At 71.0% G+C, this 18,529-nt stretch carries 20 protein-coding genes; 5 read left to right on the forward strand and 15 right to left on the reverse strand.

Annotation, left to right across the window (positions count from 1 at the left end; translation table 11 throughout):
* Positions 1 to 213: 213 nt before the first annotated feature.
* The 7 genes from soxZ to ABZT49_RS22475 are packed head-to-tail and all read right to left on the reverse strand — an operon-like array spanning position 214 to position 5,607.
* A complete protein-coding gene (gene soxZ, locus ABZT49_RS22445) occupies positions 214 to 534 on the reverse strand; it encodes a thiosulfate oxidation carrier complex protein SoxZ (RefSeq protein ID WP_355289100.1) in 321 nt (106 codons plus the stop codon).
* A gap of 2 nt (positions 535 to 536) precedes the next feature.
* Positions 537 to 1,004: a SoxY-related AACIE arm protein gene (locus ABZT49_RS22450; RefSeq protein WP_355289102.1), complete on the reverse strand. Its 468-nt coding sequence runs from the start codon at positions 1,002 to 1,004 to the stop codon at positions 537 to 539.
* Positions 1,001 to 1,432: a sulfur oxidation c-type cytochrome SoxX gene (gene soxX, locus ABZT49_RS22455; protein WP_355289104.1), complete on the reverse strand. Its 432-nt coding sequence runs from the start codon at positions 1,430 to 1,432 to the stop codon at positions 1,001 to 1,003. Before soxX ends, ABZT49_RS22450 begins: the two co-directional genes overlap by 4 nt.
* On the reverse strand, positions 1,429 to 2,685 hold the full coding sequence (locus tag ABZT49_RS22460) for an FCSD flavin-binding domain-containing protein (RefSeq protein ID WP_355289106.1): 1,257 nt from the start codon (positions 2,683 to 2,685) through the stop codon (positions 1,429 to 1,431). Before ABZT49_RS22460 ends, soxX begins: the two co-directional genes overlap by 4 nt.
* Complete coding sequence (locus tag ABZT49_RS22465; protein WP_355289108.1) at positions 2,682 to 2,948, reverse strand: c-type cytochrome; 267 nt, start codon at positions 2,946 to 2,948, stop codon at positions 2,682 to 2,684. The genes ABZT49_RS22460 and ABZT49_RS22465 overlap by 4 nt, the downstream gene beginning before the upstream one ends.
* On the reverse strand, positions 2,945 to 5,128 hold the full coding sequence (locus tag ABZT49_RS22470) for a molybdopterin cofactor-binding domain-containing protein (RefSeq protein ID WP_355289111.1): 2,184 nt from the start codon (positions 5,126 to 5,128) through the stop codon (positions 2,945 to 2,947). Before ABZT49_RS22470 ends, ABZT49_RS22465 begins: the two co-directional genes overlap by 4 nt.
* A gap of 11 nt (positions 5,129 to 5,139) precedes the next feature.
* A complete protein-coding gene (locus ABZT49_RS22475) occupies positions 5,140 to 5,607 on the reverse strand; it encodes a (2Fe-2S)-binding protein (RefSeq protein WP_355289112.1) in 468 nt (155 codons plus the stop codon).
* 213 nt (positions 5,608 to 5,820) lie between these two features.
* Here ABZT49_RS22475 and ABZT49_RS22480 point away from each other — a divergent pair, with 213 nt between their 5' ends.
* Positions 5,821 to 6,408, forward strand: coding sequence for a Uma2 family endonuclease (locus tag ABZT49_RS22480; protein WP_355289113.1), 588 nt, complete (start codon positions 5,821 to 5,823; stop codon positions 6,406 to 6,408).
* 253 nt (positions 6,409 to 6,661) lie between these two features.
* Here ABZT49_RS22480 and ABZT49_RS22485 read toward each other — a convergent pair whose 3' ends face one another.
* The 4 genes from ABZT49_RS22485 to ABZT49_RS22500 all read right to left on the reverse strand — a co-directional run bounded on the left by ABZT49_RS22485 (position 6,662) and on the right by ABZT49_RS22500 (position 12,039).
* Positions 6,662 to 8,536: a M23 family metallopeptidase gene (locus tag ABZT49_RS22485; RefSeq protein WP_355289115.1), complete on the reverse strand. Its 1,875-nt coding sequence runs from the start codon at positions 8,534 to 8,536 to the stop codon at positions 6,662 to 6,664.
* Positions 8,537 to 8,621: 85 nt separating this feature from the next.
* On the reverse strand, positions 8,622 to 10,787 hold the full coding sequence (gene scpA / locus ABZT49_RS22490; RefSeq protein ID WP_355289117.1) for a methylmalonyl-CoA mutase: 2,166 nt from the start codon (positions 10,785 to 10,787) through the stop codon (positions 8,622 to 8,624).
* Between the two features lie 114 nt (positions 10,788 to 10,901).
* Positions 10,902 to 11,510: a hypothetical protein gene (locus ABZT49_RS22495; RefSeq protein WP_355289119.1), complete on the reverse strand. Its 609-nt coding sequence runs from the start codon at positions 11,508 to 11,510 to the stop codon at positions 10,902 to 10,904.
* A gap of 178 nt (positions 11,511 to 11,688) precedes the next feature.
* The gene (locus ABZT49_RS22500; RefSeq protein WP_355289121.1) at positions 11,689 to 12,039 is read right to left on the reverse strand and encodes a hypothetical protein; all 351 of its coding nucleotides are present in this window, start codon (positions 12,037 to 12,039) and stop codon (positions 11,689 to 11,691) included.
* 48 nt (positions 12,040 to 12,087) lie between these two features.
* Here ABZT49_RS22500 and ABZT49_RS22505 point away from each other — a divergent pair, with 48 nt between their 5' ends.
* From ABZT49_RS22505 to ABZT49_RS22520, 4 genes are all read left to right on the forward strand, one after another.
* Positions 12,088 to 13,074: a DUF817 family protein gene (locus ABZT49_RS22505; RefSeq protein WP_355289123.1), complete on the forward strand. Its 987-nt coding sequence runs from the start codon at positions 12,088 to 12,090 to the stop codon at positions 13,072 to 13,074.
* Positions 13,075 to 13,082: 8 nt separating this feature from the next.
* Positions 13,083 to 14,201 (forward strand): trypsin-like peptidase domain-containing protein, encoded by a 1,119-nt coding sequence (locus ABZT49_RS22510; protein WP_355289125.1) that lies wholly within the window; start codon positions 13,083 to 13,085, stop codon positions 14,199 to 14,201.
* Between the two features lie 65 nt (positions 14,202 to 14,266).
* Positions 14,267 to 14,527, forward strand: coding sequence for a hypothetical protein (locus tag ABZT49_RS22515; RefSeq protein WP_355289127.1), 261 nt, complete (start codon positions 14,267 to 14,269; stop codon positions 14,525 to 14,527).
* 126 nt (positions 14,528 to 14,653) lie between these two features.
* Complete coding sequence (locus tag ABZT49_RS22520) at positions 14,654 to 15,010, forward strand: hypothetical protein (RefSeq protein ID WP_355289129.1); 357 nt, start codon at positions 14,654 to 14,656, stop codon at positions 15,008 to 15,010.
* A gap of 14 nt (positions 15,011 to 15,024) precedes the next feature.
* Here the strand turns inward: ABZT49_RS22520 and ABZT49_RS22525 are convergent, their stop codons facing one another.
* From ABZT49_RS22525 to ABZT49_RS22540, 4 genes are all read right to left on the reverse strand, one after another.
* Positions 15,025 to 16,353, reverse strand: coding sequence for an NAD(P)/FAD-dependent oxidoreductase (locus tag ABZT49_RS22525; protein ID WP_355289131.1), 1,329 nt, complete (start codon positions 16,351 to 16,353; stop codon positions 15,025 to 15,027).
* 346 nt (positions 16,354 to 16,699) lie between these two features.
* Positions 16,700 to 17,035: a hypothetical protein gene (locus tag ABZT49_RS22530; protein ID WP_355289133.1), complete on the reverse strand. Its 336-nt coding sequence runs from the start codon at positions 17,033 to 17,035 to the stop codon at positions 16,700 to 16,702.
* A 402-nt stretch (positions 17,036 to 17,437) separates the two neighbouring features.
* Positions 17,438 to 18,130, reverse strand: coding sequence for a class I SAM-dependent methyltransferase (locus ABZT49_RS22535; protein ID WP_355289135.1), 693 nt, complete (start codon positions 18,128 to 18,130; stop codon positions 17,438 to 17,440).
* An 11-nt stretch (positions 18,131 to 18,141) separates the two neighbouring features.
* Entirely contained in the window at positions 18,142 to 18,513 is a 372-nt protein-coding gene (locus ABZT49_RS22540; RefSeq protein WP_355289137.1) for a hypothetical protein, read from the reverse strand.
* Positions 18,514 to 18,529 lie beyond the last annotated feature (16 nt).

Consider the following 18,529-nt stretch of genomic DNA (forward strand, 5'->3'; position numbering starts at 1 on the left):
GATCCGACCAAGGCCTCGCTCCACACCAAAATGCAGATGGCTGGCTGGAACGACGATTTCCTGGAACGCCTCGTTCGCCATATGCGATAGCCCTGCCGCCCGCGGGGAGAGGGGGAAACCCGTGCCACTTCTTTTCCCTGGACAGCCCTGCGCAGAGAGGGGGAGGGTTCAGCAGGAGCGGCGCGCCTCCTCCCGAGCCGGTCGTCGGGTGTCCTACGTCACCGTGATCCCCACCTCCTCCGTCTGCGAGAACCCGTTATCCCCGGTCCAGGTGAAGGTCAGGGTCCCGGTCTTCGTCGCGACGGTGGTGAAGGTCAGGTACGGGTTGGCGGCGCTTGCCGGCGACAACTCCGCGCGAAACACCTCCTCGCCGTCGTAAGCACAAACGAACTCCGTGATGATGTTGCGCGGGATCAGACGGCCGTCCGGGCCGGGGCGGTAGCCGGTCTCCATCGGGTGCGAGATCAGGGTCTTGATCTCGATCACCGCGCCGGCCTTCGCGGTCTTCGGCAGGTTGATGAGGGCGCGGGCCATCGTCACGATCCCTCGACGCAGGCCGCCAGCGTCACGATCGCGTCGGCGGTGGCGGACCAGAAGGTGCCGTCGCGCATCTCGGCGAGGGCGGTGATGGTCTGGGAATCGGCCAGGCGAATCCGGGTGTTGACCGCGGCGCGGCCGGCGCGCGGCCCGAGATGCAGCGTGACCACGTGCGGCTGCGGGTTCTTGTCGTTGAACACCGCGATGCGGCGGACATGGTCGGCCTCGCTCATCGGGCTCTCGACGGTGATGGCGAGCGGCACGGTGTTGCCGTTCTCGACCAGCGGCGGCATGTCGAGGTGGATCCGGCCGGCCTGCACGGGCGCGCCGCCGGTGAAGCGGCGGATCGCCTCCACGGTCGCCTCCCGGCTCGGCCGGACGATCGCCGCGTGACCGGGGCGCACCAGCGCGACCGTGAGCAGGCCGGTGCCTCCGGCGAGAAGCGTGCGGCGGTGGAGAGCCGTCATGGTGTTCCTTGCCCTCCCTTCAGGGTGACGAGATAGGCGATCACGTCCTCGATCTCGCCCGTCTCCAGCACCGGCCGGCCGCGCCAGGCGCTCGCCACCCGCGTGCCGTCGGTCCGGTAGTAGGAGGGCATCAGGGTCGCGGGGTTCAAGACCCGCCCGTCGACGAGCCGCAGGCGCAATCGTCCCTCCGAGAGCCGCGCCCCGACATCCGACAGGTCCGGCCCGAGATCGCCCGCCGGGGCGCCGCCGCCGAGGCCGGTATGGCAGAGCGGGCACAGGCCCTTGCGGGTGTCGGTGGCGATCGCCCGGCCGCGGCCCGCGTCGCCGGTCCGGCCGTCGAGCGGCAGCGGGATCGCGTCGCCGACGATCGTCACCGGTGCGAGGGCGGTCTGGCTGAGGGCGAGGAGCACGGCGAGCCCGCGCCTCACCCGAACACCGCCGAGGTGATCGTCCGGTACCAATCCTCGGCGTAGATCGCTTCCTGCTGCCGCACCGAATCGGGCGCGTCGACCGGGCTGGTACCGCCGGCGCCCTCGACATCGGCGAGCATGCCCTTGTCCGGGTGGTACACCCCGGCGACCGAGATGCCGTAGCCCGGCGCGACGAGGCTGTAGCAGGTGTTGATCAGCTTCGGGTCCGCGGGTGTCCGCCCGGCGAGTAGGTCGGTCACGGCCTCGGCGCAGACCTTGGCTTGCGCGTTGGCCGAGAAGGCGGATTTCGGCATCGCCCCGGCGATGGCGGCGTCGCCGATCACGTGGATCCGCGGCACGAGGCGCGACTCGAAGGTGGCCGGATCGATCGGACACCAGCCCGAGCGGTCGGCGACGCCGGCCTGCGTGGCGATCGGGGCCGCCCGCTGGGGCGGGATGATGCAGGCGAGGTCGGCCTTGGTGGTCTCGAAATCGGTGGCGACGGTCATCGCCGCCGGATCGACCGCGGTGACTTGGCCGCCGGCCGCGAGCGGCACGTATTCGAGGAGGTCGGGATAGAGCGCCTTCCAGGCCTGCTCGAACAGCTTCTGCTTCGAGAACGTGTCCTTGGCGTCGAGCACGATCAGCTTGGCGCGGGGCTTGTGCGTCTTGAGGTAGTACGCGATCAGGCTCGCCCGCTCGTAGGGTCCGGGCGGGCAGCGATAGGGATTGCCCGGCACCGACAAAACCACCGTGCCGCCCTCCGGCAAAGCGGCGAGCTTTCGGGCCAGCAGCTCGGTCTGGGCGCCGGCCTTCCAGGCATGCGGCATCACTTCGGCCGCTGCCGCGTCGTAGCCCGGCAGGGCGTCGAAGCGCAGCGCGATGCCGGGCGAGAGGAGCAGCCGGTCGTAATCGAGCGTCCGGCCGTCGGCGAGCCGCACCTGCCGGGCCGCGCTGTCGACCGCCTCGGCGCTGGTGCGCGCGATCGTGACGCCGCTCGCCTGCAAGCCCTCGTAGCCGAAGGCTTGGGCCGACATCGGCCGCAGGCCGGCGATCACCTCGTTGCTGAACGGGCAGGCCCAGTAGGTCTCCGCCGGCTCGACGAGGGTGACGTCGAGGCCCGCCCGGTGCAGCACCCGCGCCGCCGTGGCGCCGCCGAACCCGCCGCCGATGACGACCACGCGCCCGCGCGCGCCCTGCGCCAGGGCGGGACGGGGGAGGGCGGTGGCGGCGAGCCCTGCCAGCACCGCACGGCGGCCAATCCCGCTCATTGGCCACCCCCCGCAAGGTAATCGGCAATCGCCCGGCTCTCGGACTCCGAGAAGCCCTTGGCGATGCGGTTCATCACCGTCGCTGGCCGGGCGCCGGTCCGGAACGCGGCGAGCGACGCCGCGATGTCCTCGGCCGCGTGACCGCCAAGGCTCGGCACCGCCCCGCCCTGGGCGCCGTGGCACCCCGAGCAGGACGAGGCACCCGGCGGCGCGGCGGCCGCCGCCGGGGTCGCGAGCAGGAGGAGAAGGACCCCCGCCCTCACGCGCGCTTCAGGTCCGTGCGGCTCGCCGGGATCTGGCGCACCCGCTTGCCGGTGGCGGCGAAGACCGCGTTGAGCACGGCGGGCGCCGCCACCGCGATCGTCGGCTCGCCGACGCCGCCGATGAAGCCGCCGGACGGCATCAGGATCGCCTCCACCGCCGGCATCTCGTCGAGGCGCAGCACCGGATAGGAATCGAAGTTGGTCTGCTCGATGCGCCCGTCCTTCACCGTGCACTCGCCGTAGAGCGCCGCCGACAACCCGTAGACGAAGGAACCGGCGACTTGCGCCTCGATCTGCTGCGGGTTGACCGCGACGCCCGGATCGGTGGCGGCGACGATGCGGTGGACCTTGATCTTGCCGTCGTCACCGACCGACACCTCGGCGGCCGCCGCCACGTAGCTGCCGAATCCCATGATCTGGGCGAGGCCCCGGTGTACGCCCTCAGGCGGCTTGGTGTCCCAGCCGATCCGCCCGGCGACGGCGTTCAGCACGGCGAGGTGCTTGGGGTGCTTCTCCATCAGCTTGCGGCGGAAGGTGAGCGGATCTTTGCCTGCCGCATGCGCCACCTCGTCGAGGAAGCATTCGAGGTAGATCGCGTTCGGGTTGGTGTTCACCCCGCGCCAGAAGCCCGGGATGATCGGCGGGTTGCGCATCGCGTGGTCGATGAGGAGGTTCGGGATCGTGTAGCCGATCGCCGCCTCCGCCCCGCCGGGATTGAGGCCCTGGAACACCACCGGGTCCTTGCCGTCGGGTGCGAGGCGCCCCGGGATGATGCCGGCCAGGATCGACTGGCCGGAGATCCGCATGTGCAGGCCGGTGAGGTTGCCGCTCTCGTCGAGCGCCGCGCGCATCCGGCACTGGGTGACCGGGTGATAGCGGCCGTGGGTCATGTCCTCCTCGCGGGTCCAGATCAGCTTGACCGGGGTCCCGGGGAGTTCCTTCGCGATCAGCACCGCCTGGCGCACCCAGTCGTGGGTGGCGCCGCGCCGGCCGAAGCCGCCGCCGAGATGGATCTTGGTGACGTCGCATTGCCGCGCCGAGAGCCCGGCGGCCTCGGCCGTCGCGGCGAGCGCCGCCTCGCCGTTCTGGGTCGGGGTCCAGACCTCGCACCTGTCCGGCGTCCAGCGCGCCGTGGCGTTCATCGGCTCCATCGTGGCGTGGTTCTGGAACGGGTAGGCGTAGGTCGCCTCGACCACCTTGGCGGCGCCCTTCAGCGCGCCCGCCGCATCGCCCGCCTTGTTGCCGACGAAGGCCTCGGGCGCGTCGAGCCCCTCCTTCAGCATCGCCGCGATGGTCTCGCTCGAGACCTTGGCGTTCGGGCCCTCGTCCCAGACGATAGGGAGCGCCTCGACGGCGGTCTTGGCGCGCCAGAACGTGTCGGCGACGACCGCGACCGCGCTGTCGCCGACCCGCACCACCTTGCGCACGCCGGGCATCTTCTCGACGGCCGCCGCATCGACGCTCTTCACCGTGCCGCCGACCACCGGGCAGTCGCGGATCGCGGCGTTGAGCATGCCGGGCAGCTTGAGGTCGATGCCGTAGACCTGCGAGCCGTCGGTCTTCTCGACCGTGTCGAGGCGCTTCACCGGCTTGCCGGCGATGATCCAGTCCTTCGGGTCCTTGAGCGGGACGTCCTTCGGCGGCTCCATCTTGCCGGCGGCCACGGCCACCTTGCCGAAGGTGGTGGAGCGGCCGGAGCCCGGATGGCTGATCGTGCCGCGCTCGACCCGGCACTCGCCGGGCGGCACGTTCCACTCCTGCGCCGCCGCCGCGACCAGCATGGTGCGGGCGGCCGCGCCCCCCTGGCGCACCGCGACGTAGGATTCGCGGATGCCGCGGCTGCCGCCGGTCGAGAAGTCGCCCCAGGCGCGGTTGCGGGCGAGGTTCTGGCCCGGCGTCGGGTACTCGGTCGTGACCCTGTTCCAGTCGCAGCCGAGCTCTTCCGCCACGAGCTGGGCGAGGCCGGTCAGCGTACCCTGGCCCATCTCCGAGCGGGCGATGCGGATCACCACGGTCTCGTCTGGGCGCACCACCACCCAGGCGTTGATCTCTGGCGTGGCCGCCGGGGAGGCGGCCTCGGCGGTGGGCAGGTCGAAGCCGAGGGCGAGGCCCCCGGCCGCGGCGGCGGAGCCGGCGAGGAAGAAGCGGCGCGACAGGGCGGGGGAGGCGGTCTGGGTCATCGGAGCCTCCGTCAGCCGCGGCCGGTCTCGCCGCCCTGGGCGGCGAGGTTGATGCCGGCGAGCACCCGGTTGTAGGTGCCGCAGCGGCAGATATTGGTGATCTCCTGACGGATGTCGGCCTCGCTGGGCTTCGGCTTCTGCGCCAGCAGGGCGGCGGCGGCCATGATCATGCCGGATTGGCAGAAGCCGCATTGCGGCACGTCGAGCGCCGCCCAGGCCTTCTGCACCGGGTGCGAGCGGTCGGGGCTCAGGCCCTCGATGGTGACGATCTGCTGGTTCGGCTCGACCGCCGAGACGGGAAGCGAGCACGAGCGCACGGCCTGCCCATCGATATGGACCGTGCAGGCGCCGCACTGGGCGATGCCGCAGCCGTACTTGGTGCCGGTGAGGCCGACCTGCTCGCGGATCACCCAGAGCAGCGGCGTGTCGGGCTCCGCCTCGACCTCGCGCACGGAGCCGTTCACGTTCAGGCGTATCATGGGCGCTTCCGTTCGTTGGGCAGATCAGGTAGCGGCCGCGTGGGGCGGCGCCGTCGGGCCGTTGGTTCGCACCTTGTAGCGATACCAATGTCGAAGCGGCCGGCTGTGTCTGTCAATTGACGGATGCGCGAGCGGGGTGTGAGCAACCACCGATGGCGTGCCTTCGCGCACATCGTCTGATAGACTCGTCGCCCTTCGACGCCGCGAGCCGCGATGACCATCCACGTCACGCCCGACAGCCCGCTCCCCCGCCGATTCACGGCCGGCGATTTGCGACTGATGCTGGATGCCGGGATCCTGCGCGAGGACGAGCGGGTCGAACTCCTGGACGGCGAGCTGGTCGAGATGGCGGCGAAGGGTTTCGCGCACGATGTCGTGAAGAACGCGCTGAATCGACGCCTCGCCCCGATCCTCCCGGATTCGATCTATCTCGGCATCGAGAGTACGCTCCAGCTCGAGCCGGGCCTGCTTCTCGAACTCGACCTCCTCCTCGCTCCGATGAGCGCCCGCAGGGCGTCCGCGGAGGGGTTCTGCACCATTCCGGGACCGGAGATCCTGTTGGTCGTCGAGGTCGCAGCGTCGAGCCTCGGCTACGACCGGGGTCGCAAGGCGGCGCTCTATGCGCGGCATGGCGTACGGGAATACTGGGTGATCGACGCGCAGGAGCGTAGTGCCTGGATGCACCGGAGGCCGGCGGAAGGCGTCTATCGCGATGTGGCGGAGCTGTCCCGGGACTCGGTTCTGCGTCCTGAGGCGGAAGAGTTGGCAACGATCACGGTGCCACTCGCTGAACTCGGCTGAAGACCTTTCAAGATAAGCGCGGGATCCCCTCTCCTGGCGATGCCGGGCTTGCCCGGTATCGCGGCAAGGTGTGGGAGAGGGGTAGGGGTGAGGGTGCTACAGTTCTGAGTCAGGCACCAGATGTTGAGCTGTCAGCACGACGCTCAGAGCTTCCCACGGAAGCGTGTCACCCTCACCCCCGGCCCCTCTCCCACACGGGAGAGGGGAGGCGCGCTTCACCTCGTCATGTGTCGTCAAGTCGGGTGCCGCCCCCTCACGTCCGCTCCGCCACTGTCTTCCCCCCATGCTTCTGGCGCAGCGCGTCGATCTGCTCCTCCGCTTGGCGGAAGGCGGCGAGAGCCGGCCCGGTCAGTTCGCGGGCGCTCGGCAGGCGGATCTTCATCGGGTCGACGAAGCGGCCGTTGATCGCGACCTCGTAATGGACGTGCGGACCGGTCGAGAGGCCGGTGGTGCCGACCGCGCCGATCACCTGGCCGAGGCGGACGCGAGCGCCCGGCGCGATGCCGCGGGCGATCCGCGCCATGTGGTTGTAGGCGGTGGTGTAGCCGTTGGCGTGCTGGATCTCGACCCGGTTGCCGTAGCCGGAGCGCGCGCCTGCCGACACGATGGTGCCGTCGCCGGTCGCCATGATCGGCGTGCCGCGGGTCGCCGCCCAGTCGACGCCGTTATGAGGCCGGGAATAGCCGAGGATCGGGTGCAGGCGGAGACCGAAGGGCGACGAGATCCGCCCCTCCGCCACCGGGCGGCGCATCAGGAATTTCTGGCTCGAGCGACCGGTCGGGTCGAGGTAGTCGACCTCGGACGAGCCCGGCACCCGGTAGCGGTAGAGGCCGTAGGTCTCGTCGTGGACGCGCAGGCCCACATAGAGCAATTCCGGCTTTGCATCCTCGTCCTCGGTGAAGAACAACTCGGCCCGGTCGCCCGCGGTGGTGCGCTGCTGTAGATCGGTGCTCGTCGCCAGCGCCATGACCATCTCCTCGATGATCGGGCGCGGCACGCCGTTCTTGAGCGCGGTGCCGTAGAGGCTCTCGTAGAGGGTGACGCCGGCTTCCTCGTCATCGTCCTTCGCGCTGCCTGGCCGGGGCGGCGCCACCGAGACGAAGCCGCCGCGGTCGTTGGCCGCCACGATCTCCTGGATCCCGTCCTCGCCGTAGAGGGTGACCCGGGCGATGCCGCGGCGCTCAAGCGCGTGGCCGTCGCCCTCCGGCGCGATCAGAAGGCGCACGTGCTGGCCTTCCGCGAGGTCGTCGCGCGCGTGGGGGCTGAGCGCCCCCATCAGGGCGGCGAGCCGCGCCGGCTCGGCGCCGTTGCGCTTAAGGAGATCCGCGAGGCTCTGGTCCTTGGCGAGCACGAGGTCGCGCTCCTCGACCAGCCGGGCACCGTCCCCACCGGTACCGGTCTCGGAGATCTCGGTCAGGTTCTCGGGGAGGATCCGGACCTCGATGTTGCGGAAGCGCGCCTCCAGCCCGGGATCGTCGGGGAGCGCCGCCGGCCGCAAGGCCCGGGAGAGCAGGCGCTCGGCCGGGAAGGCCGGCGGCAGTGTCCCGCCAGCGAGCGTCTGGGTCTCGGCCACCAGGGAATCGACCTCGGCATCGCTGAGGGCCGGCGCATCGTCCTCGATCGTCTCTTGGCCGAGCGGGCTGCGCACCAGGGTCACGGCGGTCTCGGCCGGGTCCGAATCGCCCTCGGCGGCGGCCGGCGCCTCGATCCGGGCGCTGCGCATGGGATCGAAGGGCGGCACCGGCACGTCGGGGGCGCGCAGGGGCAGTTCGGTGGCGATCTGCACGTAGGCGTGGACGCGGATCACCTCGCGCTCGCCGGCGCGCTCGGTCATTGGCGCCTTGAAGGTGGTCTTGGCCGCCACGATCATCTCGTCGCGCACCAGCCGGTCGCCCTTGCGGGCGACGTCGCCGGCCGTGCCCTCGCCGTGAGGCGGCAGCGCCCGCTCCGGCGGCGTCGCCACCACCCCGTCGGCCGCGGCGAGGTAGAGCGCGACGCCGATCAGCCCGGCGCCGGTGACGCCGGTGAGCAGGCTGCCGGCGAGCCAGCGCAGGTTGAGGGCCTGCCGCGGCGGCCGCGATGCGATGGCGGTGCCGGACGGGGAAGGCGCGTCGACGAAAGCGAACAACGAATCGGCCCTGGACGTAAGGCGGGTGATGAGGGCCCGCCTTGGCGCCGAAACCGTGACCGTTTTGAGACGAGACGCCCTCCCGCTACTCCGCCGCCGCTCGCGGCGCGTAGCCGAGCCGCCCGTTCAGCTCGGCGATCAGCTCGGCCGCGGCCTCGGCGATGACGGTGCCGGGCGGGAAGATCGCCGAGGCGCCGGCTTGGCGGAGCGCCGCGAAGTCGCCCGGCGGGATCACGCCGCCGACGACGATCATCACATCGGGGCGGCCGGCCTCGTCGAGGGCGCGCTTGAGCTCCGGCACAAGGGTCAGGTGGCCGGCGGCGAGCGACGACACGCCGACGATGTGGACGTCGTTCTCCACCGCCTGCCGCGCCGCCTCCTCGGGTGTGGCGAAGAGGGGTCCGATATCGACGTCGAAGCCGAGATCGGCGAAGGCCGAGGCGATCACCTTCTGGCCGCGGTCGTGCCCGTCCTGGCCCATCTTGGCGACGAGGATGCGGGGGCGGCGCCCATCCGCCTCCTCGAAGGTCTCGACCAGACCGCGCACCCGCTCGACCGCTGCCGACATGCCGCCCATCTCCCGCTTGTAGACGCCCGAGATCGCCCGGATCTCGGCCCGGTGCCGGCCCCAGGCCCGCTCCAGGGCCTCCGAGATCTCGCCGACCGTGGCCTTGGCCCGCGCCGCCTCGACGGCGAGCGCCAGCAGGTTGCCGCTGCCTTTGGCCGCCTCGGTCAGCGCCGCGAGCCGGGCTTCCACCGCCTGCCCGTCGCGCTCGGCGCGCAGGCGCTTGAGCTTGTCGATCTGGAGCGTGCGGACGTTGCCGTTGTCGACGCGCAGCAGGTCGATCGCCCGGTCGCCGTCCGGCTTGTAGCGGTTGACGCCGACGATGACCTGCTGGCCCGAATCGATCCGCGCCTGGGTGCGGGCCGCCGCCTCCTCGATGCGCAGCTTCGGGATGCCGGCCTCGATGGCCTTGGCCATGCCGCCGAGCGCCTCGACCTCGCGGATATGGGCCGAGGCCCGGGCGACGAGGTCCTGCGTCAGCCGCTCGACGTAGTAGGAGCCGCCCCACGGATCGATGATCCGGGTCGTGCCGCTCTCCTGCTGCAGGAAGAGCTGGGTGTTGCGGGCGATGCGAGCCGAGAAGTCGGTGGGGAGCGCCAGCGCCTCGTCGAGGGCGTTGGTGTGCAGCGACTGGGTGCCGCCTTGCGTCGCCGCCATCGCCTCGAGGCAGGTGCGGGTGACGTTGTTGAACACGTCCTGGGCGGTCAGCGACCAGCCGCTCGTCTGCGAGTGGGTGCGCAGGGCCAGGGACTTGTCGGATTTCGGGGAAAAGTCCTTGACGAGGGAGGCCCAGAGCAGGCGCGCCGCCCGCATCTTGGCCACCTCCATGAAGAAGTTCATCCCGATCGCCCAGAAGAACGACAGGCGGGGTGCGAACTTGTCGATGTCGAGACCCGCCGCCATCCCGGCACGGATGTACTCGACGCCGTCGGCCAGCGTGTAGGCGAGCTCGAGATCCTGCGTGGCGCCTGCCTCCTGCATGTGGTAGCCGGAGATCGAGATCGAGTTGAACTTCGGCATGTGGGCCGAGGTGTAGCCGAAGATGTCCGAGATGATCCGCATCGACCCGGCCGGCGGGTAGATGTAGGTGTTGCGGACCATGAACTCCTTGAGGATGTCGTTCTGGATCGTGCCGGCGAGCTTTTCCGGCGGTACGCCCTGCTCCTCCGCCGCGACGATGTAGAGGGCCAGCACCGGCAGCACCGCGCCGTTCATCGTCATCGACACGGTCATCTGGTCGAGGGGAATCCCTGAGAACAGCGTCCGCATGTCGTAGATCGAATCGATCGCGACGCCCGCCATGCCGACATCGCCCGAGACCCGCGGGTGGTCGGAATCGTAGCCGCGGTGCGTCGCGAGGTCGAAGGCGACCGAGAGGCCCTTCTGCCCGGCCGCGAGGTTCCGGCGGTAGAAGGCGTTCGAATCCTCGGCCGTGGAGAAGCCGGCATATTGCCGGATCGTCCAGGGCTGGGTCGCGTACATTGTGGGGTAGGGGCCGCGCAGGAACGGCGCGATGCCCGGATACGAGCCGGCGAGGTCGAGCCCCTCGCGGTCCTGCGGGCCGTAAGCCGCCTTCACCGGGATCCCCTCGGGGGTCATCCACGGCTCGGCGGCGGCCGCCGCGGCGGGGCTGGCGCCTGCGGCCGGCGCGAAGGCGATTTCCGAGAAATCCGGGATGCGGGTCATCGGCCTGCGGCTCTCGTTGCTGGCGTTCCTTGATCAGGACTTATAGGGGCGGGTGCCGCTGCGGCCAATGGGTCGAGGGGCGGGGCGCGGCGGATTGGCCCCGCCCCGCCGGCCCTACTGGACGATCACGCGCCGCGGACCCGTCGGGGCGGAAGCGGCCTCGGCCGCGACCCAGCGCACCGGGTTGTAGTAGATCGGGTATTTCGCCTGCATAGTGCCGCCGCCCTCGCTGCGGTAATGCCCCTTGTAGGCCGCGGCCTTCAGGCGCCCGCTCTCATGAATCATGAACAGCAGGCAGCCCCGACCGGACTGGCCTTTGGTCAGCCCCTTGGCCGGCGGCGTCGTGCATTTCGTGAACGATCCGGCGCTCATCGCTAAGGCCGGCGCATGGGCCTGGTCCCGGTCGTCGATGGCGACGAAGGCTCCGACCTGCTGCGCGGACAGGTCCTCGTCGCTCAGGTTCTTGTACTCGTAGCGCACGTAGATCGGCCGGGCCTTCGCCAGGGACTTGGGGATCTCGAACCCCTTCAGGTCGTCCGCCGACCCTTCCTCGATCGCCGTGACCCGCAATTCGATCGGGACCTCGGGTCCCTTCGGAACGAGGTGCGGGACGATCGCGGGCTCGCCCGTCCGCAATTCGGCGCCGGCCCGCTCGTAGGAATCCGCGAGGGCCGGCAGGGTGCCGAGCGTCACCGCCATCGCGGCGATCAGCGAAAGTCTCATCGGCGATTACCTTCCACTTTAGCGTGGACGGACGGCGCATCATGACAGCGCGCCCCGTCGCATGTCCTCCCCGAGCCGGTCCCTGATCTGGCGGAACGAGCGGCTCGACGAAGACGTGCGAAGGAAATGCAGCAAGTTTGCGACCGGTCCGATGGGCGGCCGGTCTCGGGACGGCGCGTCAGCGCGCCTCCTCGCCCCCCGCGACCCGGCCGCGGGCCCGCGCCCGGACCCAGTCGCGCCGCCGCTGGGCGGCCTTCGATTCGGCCGCCTCCCGCTCCGCCGGCACGGTGGCGTAGAAATCCGCGACCGCGGCGCCGCCATGGATGCGCTGGCCGCGGCCGGCCTCTTGGCCGATCTCCTGGCGCAGCCGCCAGCAGCCGAGCGCCTGGCGCTCGCCATCGCTCCGGGCGCGGGTGCAGGCTTCCGCCCGGGTGTCGCGGGGCGAGGCGGCGGCGCTGCCCGCAAGTGCCGCGAGCGCGAGGGAGCCGAGGATGAGGGCGCGAGGGGACAGCGACGGCTTGCGGAGCATTCCGGACCTTTCGTATGGGGAGGGCGCCAAGCCTAGAGACCCGCGCCCATGCCTGCAACCTTACCGGGTCCCCGGCCGGACAGCGCCGCGCGGCTCTGGGCGCCGCTCGTGCGGTTCTCCGCCCTGGACGCGCGCCTCGGCGACGCGGCGCGGGCCCGCGGCCCGGTCGCGGCCGGCCTCTACGAGTTCCTGCGCTTCGGCGTGAAGCAGGGCTGGGCCTGCCTGTTCGGCGGGGCGCTGTGCGGGCTGATGATCGTCACCTACCTGGCCTATCCGGCCGGCGCGCCGCTCGCGCGCTACGATGTCCTGACCCTCGCGGCGGTGGCGATCCAGGTCGCGATGCTGGCCTTGCGCCTCGAGACCTGGGAGGAGGCCCGGGTCATCCTGGTCTTCCACGTCGTCGGCACCGCGATGGAACTGTACAAGACCCGGATGGGCTCCTGGCTCTACCCCGAGCCGAGCTGGCTGCGTCTCTCCGGCGTGCCGCTGTTCAGCGGCTTCCTCTATGCCAGCGTCGGCTCCTATCTCGCCCGGGTGTGGCGCCTGTTCGACTTCCGCTTCACCCGGCACCCGCCGCTCCCGGCCCTCGTCGTCCTGTCGCTGGCGATCTACCTCAACTTCTTCACCCAGCACGTCGTGACCGACCTGCGCCTCGGGCTGTTCGCGGCGGCGATCGTCCTGTTCGGCCCGGCGACCGTCCATTTCCGGGTCTGGAGGGTATATCGGCGCATGCCGCTGCTGCTGGGCCTCGTCCTCGTCACCCTGTTCATCTGGATCGCCGAGAACATCGGCACGGCGACGCGCGGCTGGATCTACCCGCACCAGGCCGCCGGCTGGGCCGCGGTGTCGCCGCAGAAATTCGGCTCGTGGTTCCTCCTGATGATCATCTCCTACACGCTGGTCGCCCTGGTGAGCCGCCCCAAAGTGTTCACCAAGCCGTCCGCCACCGCCGGCGCCACCCCGAGCGCGGCCATTGACGCGAGGCCCGCCCGGCCCACTTCCCCGCCAGCGCCAGCTGGTTCCCTTCCGGAGTAACGACGACGGTGCCCGATCGCTTCCTGCGGGTCGCCCTGACCGCCGCCCTGGTGCTGCTCGCGCTGTTCGTCGCGCAGCCCTACGTCACGAGCCTGCTGTTCTCCGCCGACGCCCCACGGGCGGTGACGGCGCGGGGCGACCTCTCGCAGGCCGAAGCCTCGACCGTGGCGCTGTTCGAGCGCGCGGCGCCGTCGGTGGTCTACGTCTTCGCCCGGGCGCAACAGGGCGCGGTGTCGTTCGACCCCGAGACCGGCGAGCGCCGGCAGGGCGGGGGCGAGCAGACCGGCTCGGGCTTCGTCTGGGACGCGGCCGGCCACATCGTCACCAACAACCACGTCATCCAGGGCGGCGGCGACATCCAGGTCCGGCTCTCCACCGGCGAGGTGGTGCCCGCGACCGTGGCCGGCACCGACCCGAACTACGACCTGGCGGTGCTGAAGCTCGGCCGCGTCAGCGCCGCCCCGCCGCCGATCGCCATCGGCACCTCCGGCGACCTCAAGGTCGGGCAGTTCACCTACGCCATCGGCAATCCCTTCGGCCTCGACCACACCCTGACGACCGGGGTGGTGAGCGCGCTCCAGCGCCGGCTGCCGACGGCGGAGGGGCGGGAGCTGTCGGGCGTGATCCAGACCGATGCGGCGATCAACCCGGGCAATTCCGGCGGGCCGCTGCTCGATTCCGCCGGGCGGCTGATCGGCGTCAACACGGCGATCTTCTCACCGTCGGGCGCCAGCGCCGGCATCGGCTTCGCCATTCCGGTCGACGTGGTCAACCGGGTCGTGCCGAACCTGATCCGTACCGGCCGCACCCCCAACCCGGGCATCGGCATCGTGGCGGCGAGCGAGGAGGCGGCAGCAAGGCTCGGCATCGACGGTCTCGTGGTGGTGCGGGTGCTACCGGGCTCGCCGGCCGCGCAGGCGGGCCTCCAGGGCGTCGATCCGGCGACGGGCGAACTCGGCGACATCATCATGGGGGTGAACGGCCGCCCGGTGCGGCGGCTGGCCGACCTGACCGCGGCGCTCGAGGCCGCCGGCGTCGGCAGCCGCGTGACGCTCCAGGTCGAGCGCGACGGGCGGGCGATCACCCTCGCGGTCACCCCGGCGGATATGGGGCAGCGCCGGCGCTGAAGGCGTCTGTCGCGCCGAAGGCGCCGAGCCGCTATCCTGGCTCGCATCCGTCTGGAGCCCGCCCCGTGACCGCACGCCTCCTCGCCGTCCTCGTCCTCGCGCTCGCCGCCCTGCCGGCCGCGGCCGGCGAGCGCGGCGCCGCCCGGCCCCGCCTGTGCCCGCAGGACGCCCCGCCCGGCGTCCGCCTGCCGGACCGGCCCGAATGCCGCGAGGCGCCCCCGGCCCCCGTCCGCGCCGCGGCCCCGGGCTTCATCGATCTCGGCAACGGCACCTCGCTGCGGGTCAGCGGCCGGGCCGCCTACGAGGTCGGCTACAAGGGACGCTGAACCCCGGGGAAACCTCGCTTCCCCCCTTGGTCGTGATCCGGGCCAAATCGCCCGTCCGCGACCTGCCCCGCGGGAACCCTCCCGGCCTCCCCCGCATTCGCTCCCGGAGGCGAGAGGGAGGGCGCGATGATCCTGGCAGCCTGCGAGGGCCGGCACTGGCAGTACGAGATCGTCGAGCATGCCGACGGCTACGTCGTGCGGATGCGCGACCTCGACACCGGCGACATCGAGGAGGACGGCGCCACGATCTTCCGCACCATGCCGGTCGCCTTCGCCTTCGCTGAGATGTCCGCCGCCTTCGACCGCTTCACCGCCTCGACCGAGGACGAGCCGGACGACGCCCAGACGGCGACCGACTTCGCGGTGAGCGAGCAGATCTTCTGCGATCTCAGCAGCCGCCTGTGCGATGGCGGGGTCGCCGGCAGCCTGGTCCAGGCCTGGGAGCGCCGGCCAGCGGACGGACCGCGGCTGACGCTGCATTGATCCAATCCGGATCCTCACGATCCGAGCCGCTTGAGCACGTCCCGCGCCGCCCGCTCGCCGTCGAGGGTCGCCCCGCCCACGGTCATCGCGCCGCCCCCTGCCAAGGCCTCGCCGGAGAGGAAGATCCGCTCTCCCACCGGCACCCGCAGGGACTCGCGGGCGGCGAGGTGACCGGGCCGCGCGATCGAGTAGCTGCCGTGGGAATACGGATCCGTCCACCAGGCGGCGAGACGGCCTCCGGTGATCGCCGCGCGGATGTCGGCACCGAAGACGCTCACCAGATGGTCGGTCGCCGCGCTCAAGGCCGCCGCCTCGCCGGCCTCGCACAGGGCGCGGGCGCCGTCGCCGCCGCAATGGAACACCGCCAGGGGCTTTCCGAACGGCTGCATCTCCAGGTAGGCGGTGAGGCCGGGCGTGCCGCTCCGCAGGATCACCGCGTCGCGCAGGTCCTGGGCCCGCAGATCCTGGGTTCGGGACTTGGCGAGATCGAGCGCGAGCCCGATCTTGGTGTAGGCCCCCATCGTCAGCCCCGCCGCGGCCTCAGCGGTCGCCGCCGGCAGGTCAGGGGTGAAGCGAAGCGACCCTGAGGCCAGCACGCCGACCGGCACCGTCACGATGGCGCAGGCGGCGCGCAGGGTTCCGCGGGACGTCTCGACGGCGACGCCCGGGCCGCGCCAGTCGATGCCCGTCACGGGCGTGTCCAGCCGTACCGGCAGGTCGGCGTAGTGGCCGGCCACCAGGGCGCCGTAGCCGTCAATCCAGATGTCGTCGCCAGACCAGAGCTGGTCGTAATCGGCGGTCGAGACCCGGTCCGGCTCCTCGCCGAGGGTGAGGCGGGTGAGCCCGGTGGCAGCGGCCCGCGCCGCCTCGTCCTCGCCCGCCACGGCCTGCGCCACCGAGCGGTCCGGGCCGGCCGGATGGTCGAGCAGCGCGCTCACCCGGCCGAAGCCCGACCGGCGCTGGCGCCGCTCCGTCTCGCTCGCCCGGACGCCGTCCTTCACCAGCACCGGCCAGGGACTGGTGGCATCGTCGGAGGTGCGCACCCGCGCCGCGACCGCGATCTCGCGCCATGGGTTGCGCTCGGCCCAGTGCACGTATTGCCCGCCGGCATCGAAGCTGCGCCCCGGCCCGAGCGCTGTCTCGGTGAAGGCCCGTCCGCCGATGCGGGTGCGCGCCTCCAGCACCACGACGCTGTGGCCGTTGCGCCGGATCGCCGCCGCCGCCGCCAGGCCGGCCGCACCCGCGCCGATCACCGCGACGTCGGCATCCGCCGCGGCGCGGGCGCGTGGGGAGGCAGCGAGTATGGCGGCGCCGGCCAAGAGGGAGCGACGCGACAGCGTCATCCCGGGTCTCCGTTTGGGTTCTCTGTCCGGTCTCACTTCGGCGGGGGCGGGGTCGCGGCAAGGCTCACGCGGCGAAATATCGCCCGGTCGGCCACCTCACCCCCTTTGTGCAGGAGCCGGTGCCGAAGGGTGTCGACCGGGTACCGGAATGGCCGCGACGACAGGAAGCGGACGGGAGGCACATCGACCGTGGTCGTAACGTGTGCGGTGTGGGCGTGGCGGGCTTTTTCGCCTGGCTGTCCTCGCCCTGCGACACGGGTGACGGCGGTCGATCGGCAATGCCGAACAGGCAGATTGGCCGAACAGGCGGCTTGCGAATGAACCCCTCTTCGAGATCTGATGAGCATCAATTGCGTGGCGGGCCGATCAACGGCAAGAATCGCGTCACCACCGCGTCGGTGCAGCCGGCCTTGGTGAAATTGCAGCTGAATGACCCACTCGGGATACCGCCGGCGCCCGGGCACTTTGATTGCGACTTGACGAAATACCGGGTGCGCTTGCCGCGCATTCTCGCTGCCCCATTCCCGCACGGCTTGTAGAACTGACCAGCTTCTTTTGTCATTTGCCGGTCGGCGAAGTAGGTCACTTCATAATCCGAACCGGGAGCGGCGCGTGCAGGGATTGCAGCCAGCCCGCCTGCTCCGGTGATCGCCCCAGCGAATACAACAAGCCATTTTCTCATCGCGCCCTCCAGTACGAGACACCGGCCCAAGGCCCAGTGTCTTCCATACACTCTCCTCGGAGATCTGTCAGTTCACCCAGAAGAAGGAGGGGTTTAGTACGATCATACTAAGGTGATGCCTTAAGTTTCTGATTTGATGAAGAGTACGAAATGACCCTGATAGTTAATCCTTCAACAGCGCCGCGATCGCAACGCATGCAGACATAGATATTTGATCATCTATCTGCCATTTCACTATAGATAATATTATATCTTAACATCGATTTGGCTGCGTAATCTGGTCCGCAGCGATCGTAAGATTGTGCAGCCGCTGACGGGGCGCGTTACGCTCGGCAGCTGACGTCAGGAACGACTGCGGATGGTCGGTTGCACGCGGACGATTCCGCGGATCCGATCTCGTCCTCACACCCGCCCCACGAACGCCATCCGTCCCTGGTTGTGCCCGAGGTTCTGCGGCATCCGCTCCGCCGCGAAGCCGGCGGCCTCGAGCCGGTCCAGCATCCCGGGCTCGCTGTAGCGCGCGAGCCCGAGCCGCCGGCGCAAGCTGCGGTAATCCGACACCAGGGTCCGGGCGAGGCCGAGGAGCGCCGCGAGCAGAAAGCCGTCGCGCCGGGCGAAGGCGAGGAGGGCAGTCGCATCCGCGATGGCGCCGAGATGGGGCGGGATCACGTCGGCGAGGATCAGGCGACCGCCGGGCCGCAGGAGGCGGCGCCAGTCGCGCAGGCAGGCATCGAGTTCGGCAGCCGTGAGGTACTGCGCGAGGGAATTCGCCACCACGAGGTCGAGGCTCGCCGAGGGCAGGGGGGCGACCTCCTCGGGCGACAGGACGGCGATCGCCGGGTTCCCGGCGAAGCGCCGTGTCAGCGCCTCGCGCTGGCGCGGGGAGGCGTCGCAGAGGAGGAGCCGGCCGCAAAGCCCGGCGACGTGGTCGGCGGAGAGAGCCTCGCCGCAACCATGGTCGAGGATCACCGCGTCCGGATGCGGCACCAGGGCGGCGATGTCTTTCGCCAGCCCGGCATAGTGCCGGGCCTTGTGGCGCGCATTGACGTAGATCGGGGTGTCGCGGTCCCAGAACTCGCGCCAGGACGTGACCACCCGGAGCGCGCTCAGCCGCCGATCAGCAGGACCGAGACCGCCCGGTCGATCGAGAGGTAGAACACCGCGAAGGCGACGAGGGAGGCCAACGCGAACTCGGCGGCGTCGTTCGGCAGGGCGCGCAGCTCGCGCAGGGTCTCGCGGCCGTAGAAGGCGCCGAGCCAAGCCAGCGTCAGCACCACCGGCATCGCGAACAGGAACGACCAGGTGCTCTCGACGCGGCTCGCCATCGGGTCCATCAGCGCGCGGATGTTGCGCACCCACGGCGCCTGGGTCGCGGCGGCGAGGGTGGTCACCCAGGCCAGCCCCACGGCGATGCCGAGATGGGTGGTGAAGGCGCGGTGCAGGCGCGAGAAGCTGTCGGTCGCGGCGTGGTCGGTCACTGGGCAAGCCCCGAAT

It is taken from the genome of Methylobacterium sp. EM32, from assembly GCF_040593685.1.
Classification (GTDB): domain Bacteria; phylum Pseudomonadota; class Alphaproteobacteria; order Rhizobiales; family Beijerinckiaceae; genus Methylobacterium.

Bases quoted from the DNA above. Each gene is read 5' to 3' on its own strand.
- soxZ (WP_355289100.1), bottom strand. From the start codon at position 534: ATGGCCCGCGCCCTCATCAACCTGCCGAAGACCGCGAAGGCCGGCGCG.
- ABZT49_RS22450 (WP_355289102.1), bottom strand. From the start codon at position 1,004: ATGACGGCTCTCCACCGCCGCACGCTTCTCGCCGGAGGCACCGGCCTG.
- ABZT49_RS22460 (WP_355289106.1), bottom strand. From the start codon at position 2,685: ATGAGCGGGATTGGCCGCCGTGCGGTGCTGGCAGGGCTCGCCGCCACC.
- ABZT49_RS22470 (WP_355289111.1), bottom strand. From the start codon at position 5,128: ATGACCCAGACCGCCTCCCCCGCCCTGTCGCGCCGCTTCTTCCTCGCC.
- ABZT49_RS22475 (WP_355289112.1), bottom strand. From the start codon at position 5,607: ATGATACGCCTGAACGTGAACGGCTCCGTGCGCGAGGTCGAGGCGGAG.
- ABZT49_RS22480 (WP_355289113.1), top strand. From the start codon at position 5,821: ATGACCATCCACGTCACGCCCGACAGCCCGCTCCCCCGCCGATTCACG.
- scpA (WP_355289117.1), bottom strand. From the start codon at position 10,787: ATGACCCGCATCCCGGATTTCTCGGAAATCGCCTTCGCGCCGGCCGCA.
- ABZT49_RS22495 (WP_355289119.1), bottom strand. From the start codon at position 11,510: ATGAGACTTTCGCTGATCGCCGCGATGGCGGTGACGCTCGGCACCCTG.
- ABZT49_RS22500 (WP_355289121.1), bottom strand. From the start codon at position 12,039: ATGCTCCGCAAGCCGTCGCTGTCCCCTCGCGCCCTCATCCTCGGCTCC.
- ABZT49_RS22505 (WP_355289123.1), top strand. From the start codon at position 12,088: ATGCCTGCAACCTTACCGGGTCCCCGGCCGGACAGCGCCGCGCGGCTC.
- ABZT49_RS22520 (WP_355289129.1), top strand. From the start codon at position 14,654: ATGATCCTGGCAGCCTGCGAGGGCCGGCACTGGCAGTACGAGATCGTC.
- ABZT49_RS22525 (WP_355289131.1), bottom strand. From the start codon at position 16,353: ATGACGCTGTCGCGTCGCTCCCTCTTGGCCGGCGCCGCCATACTCGCT.
- ABZT49_RS22530 (WP_355289133.1), bottom strand. From the start codon at position 17,035: ATGAGAAAATGGCTTGTTGTATTCGCTGGGGCGATCACCGGAGCAGGC.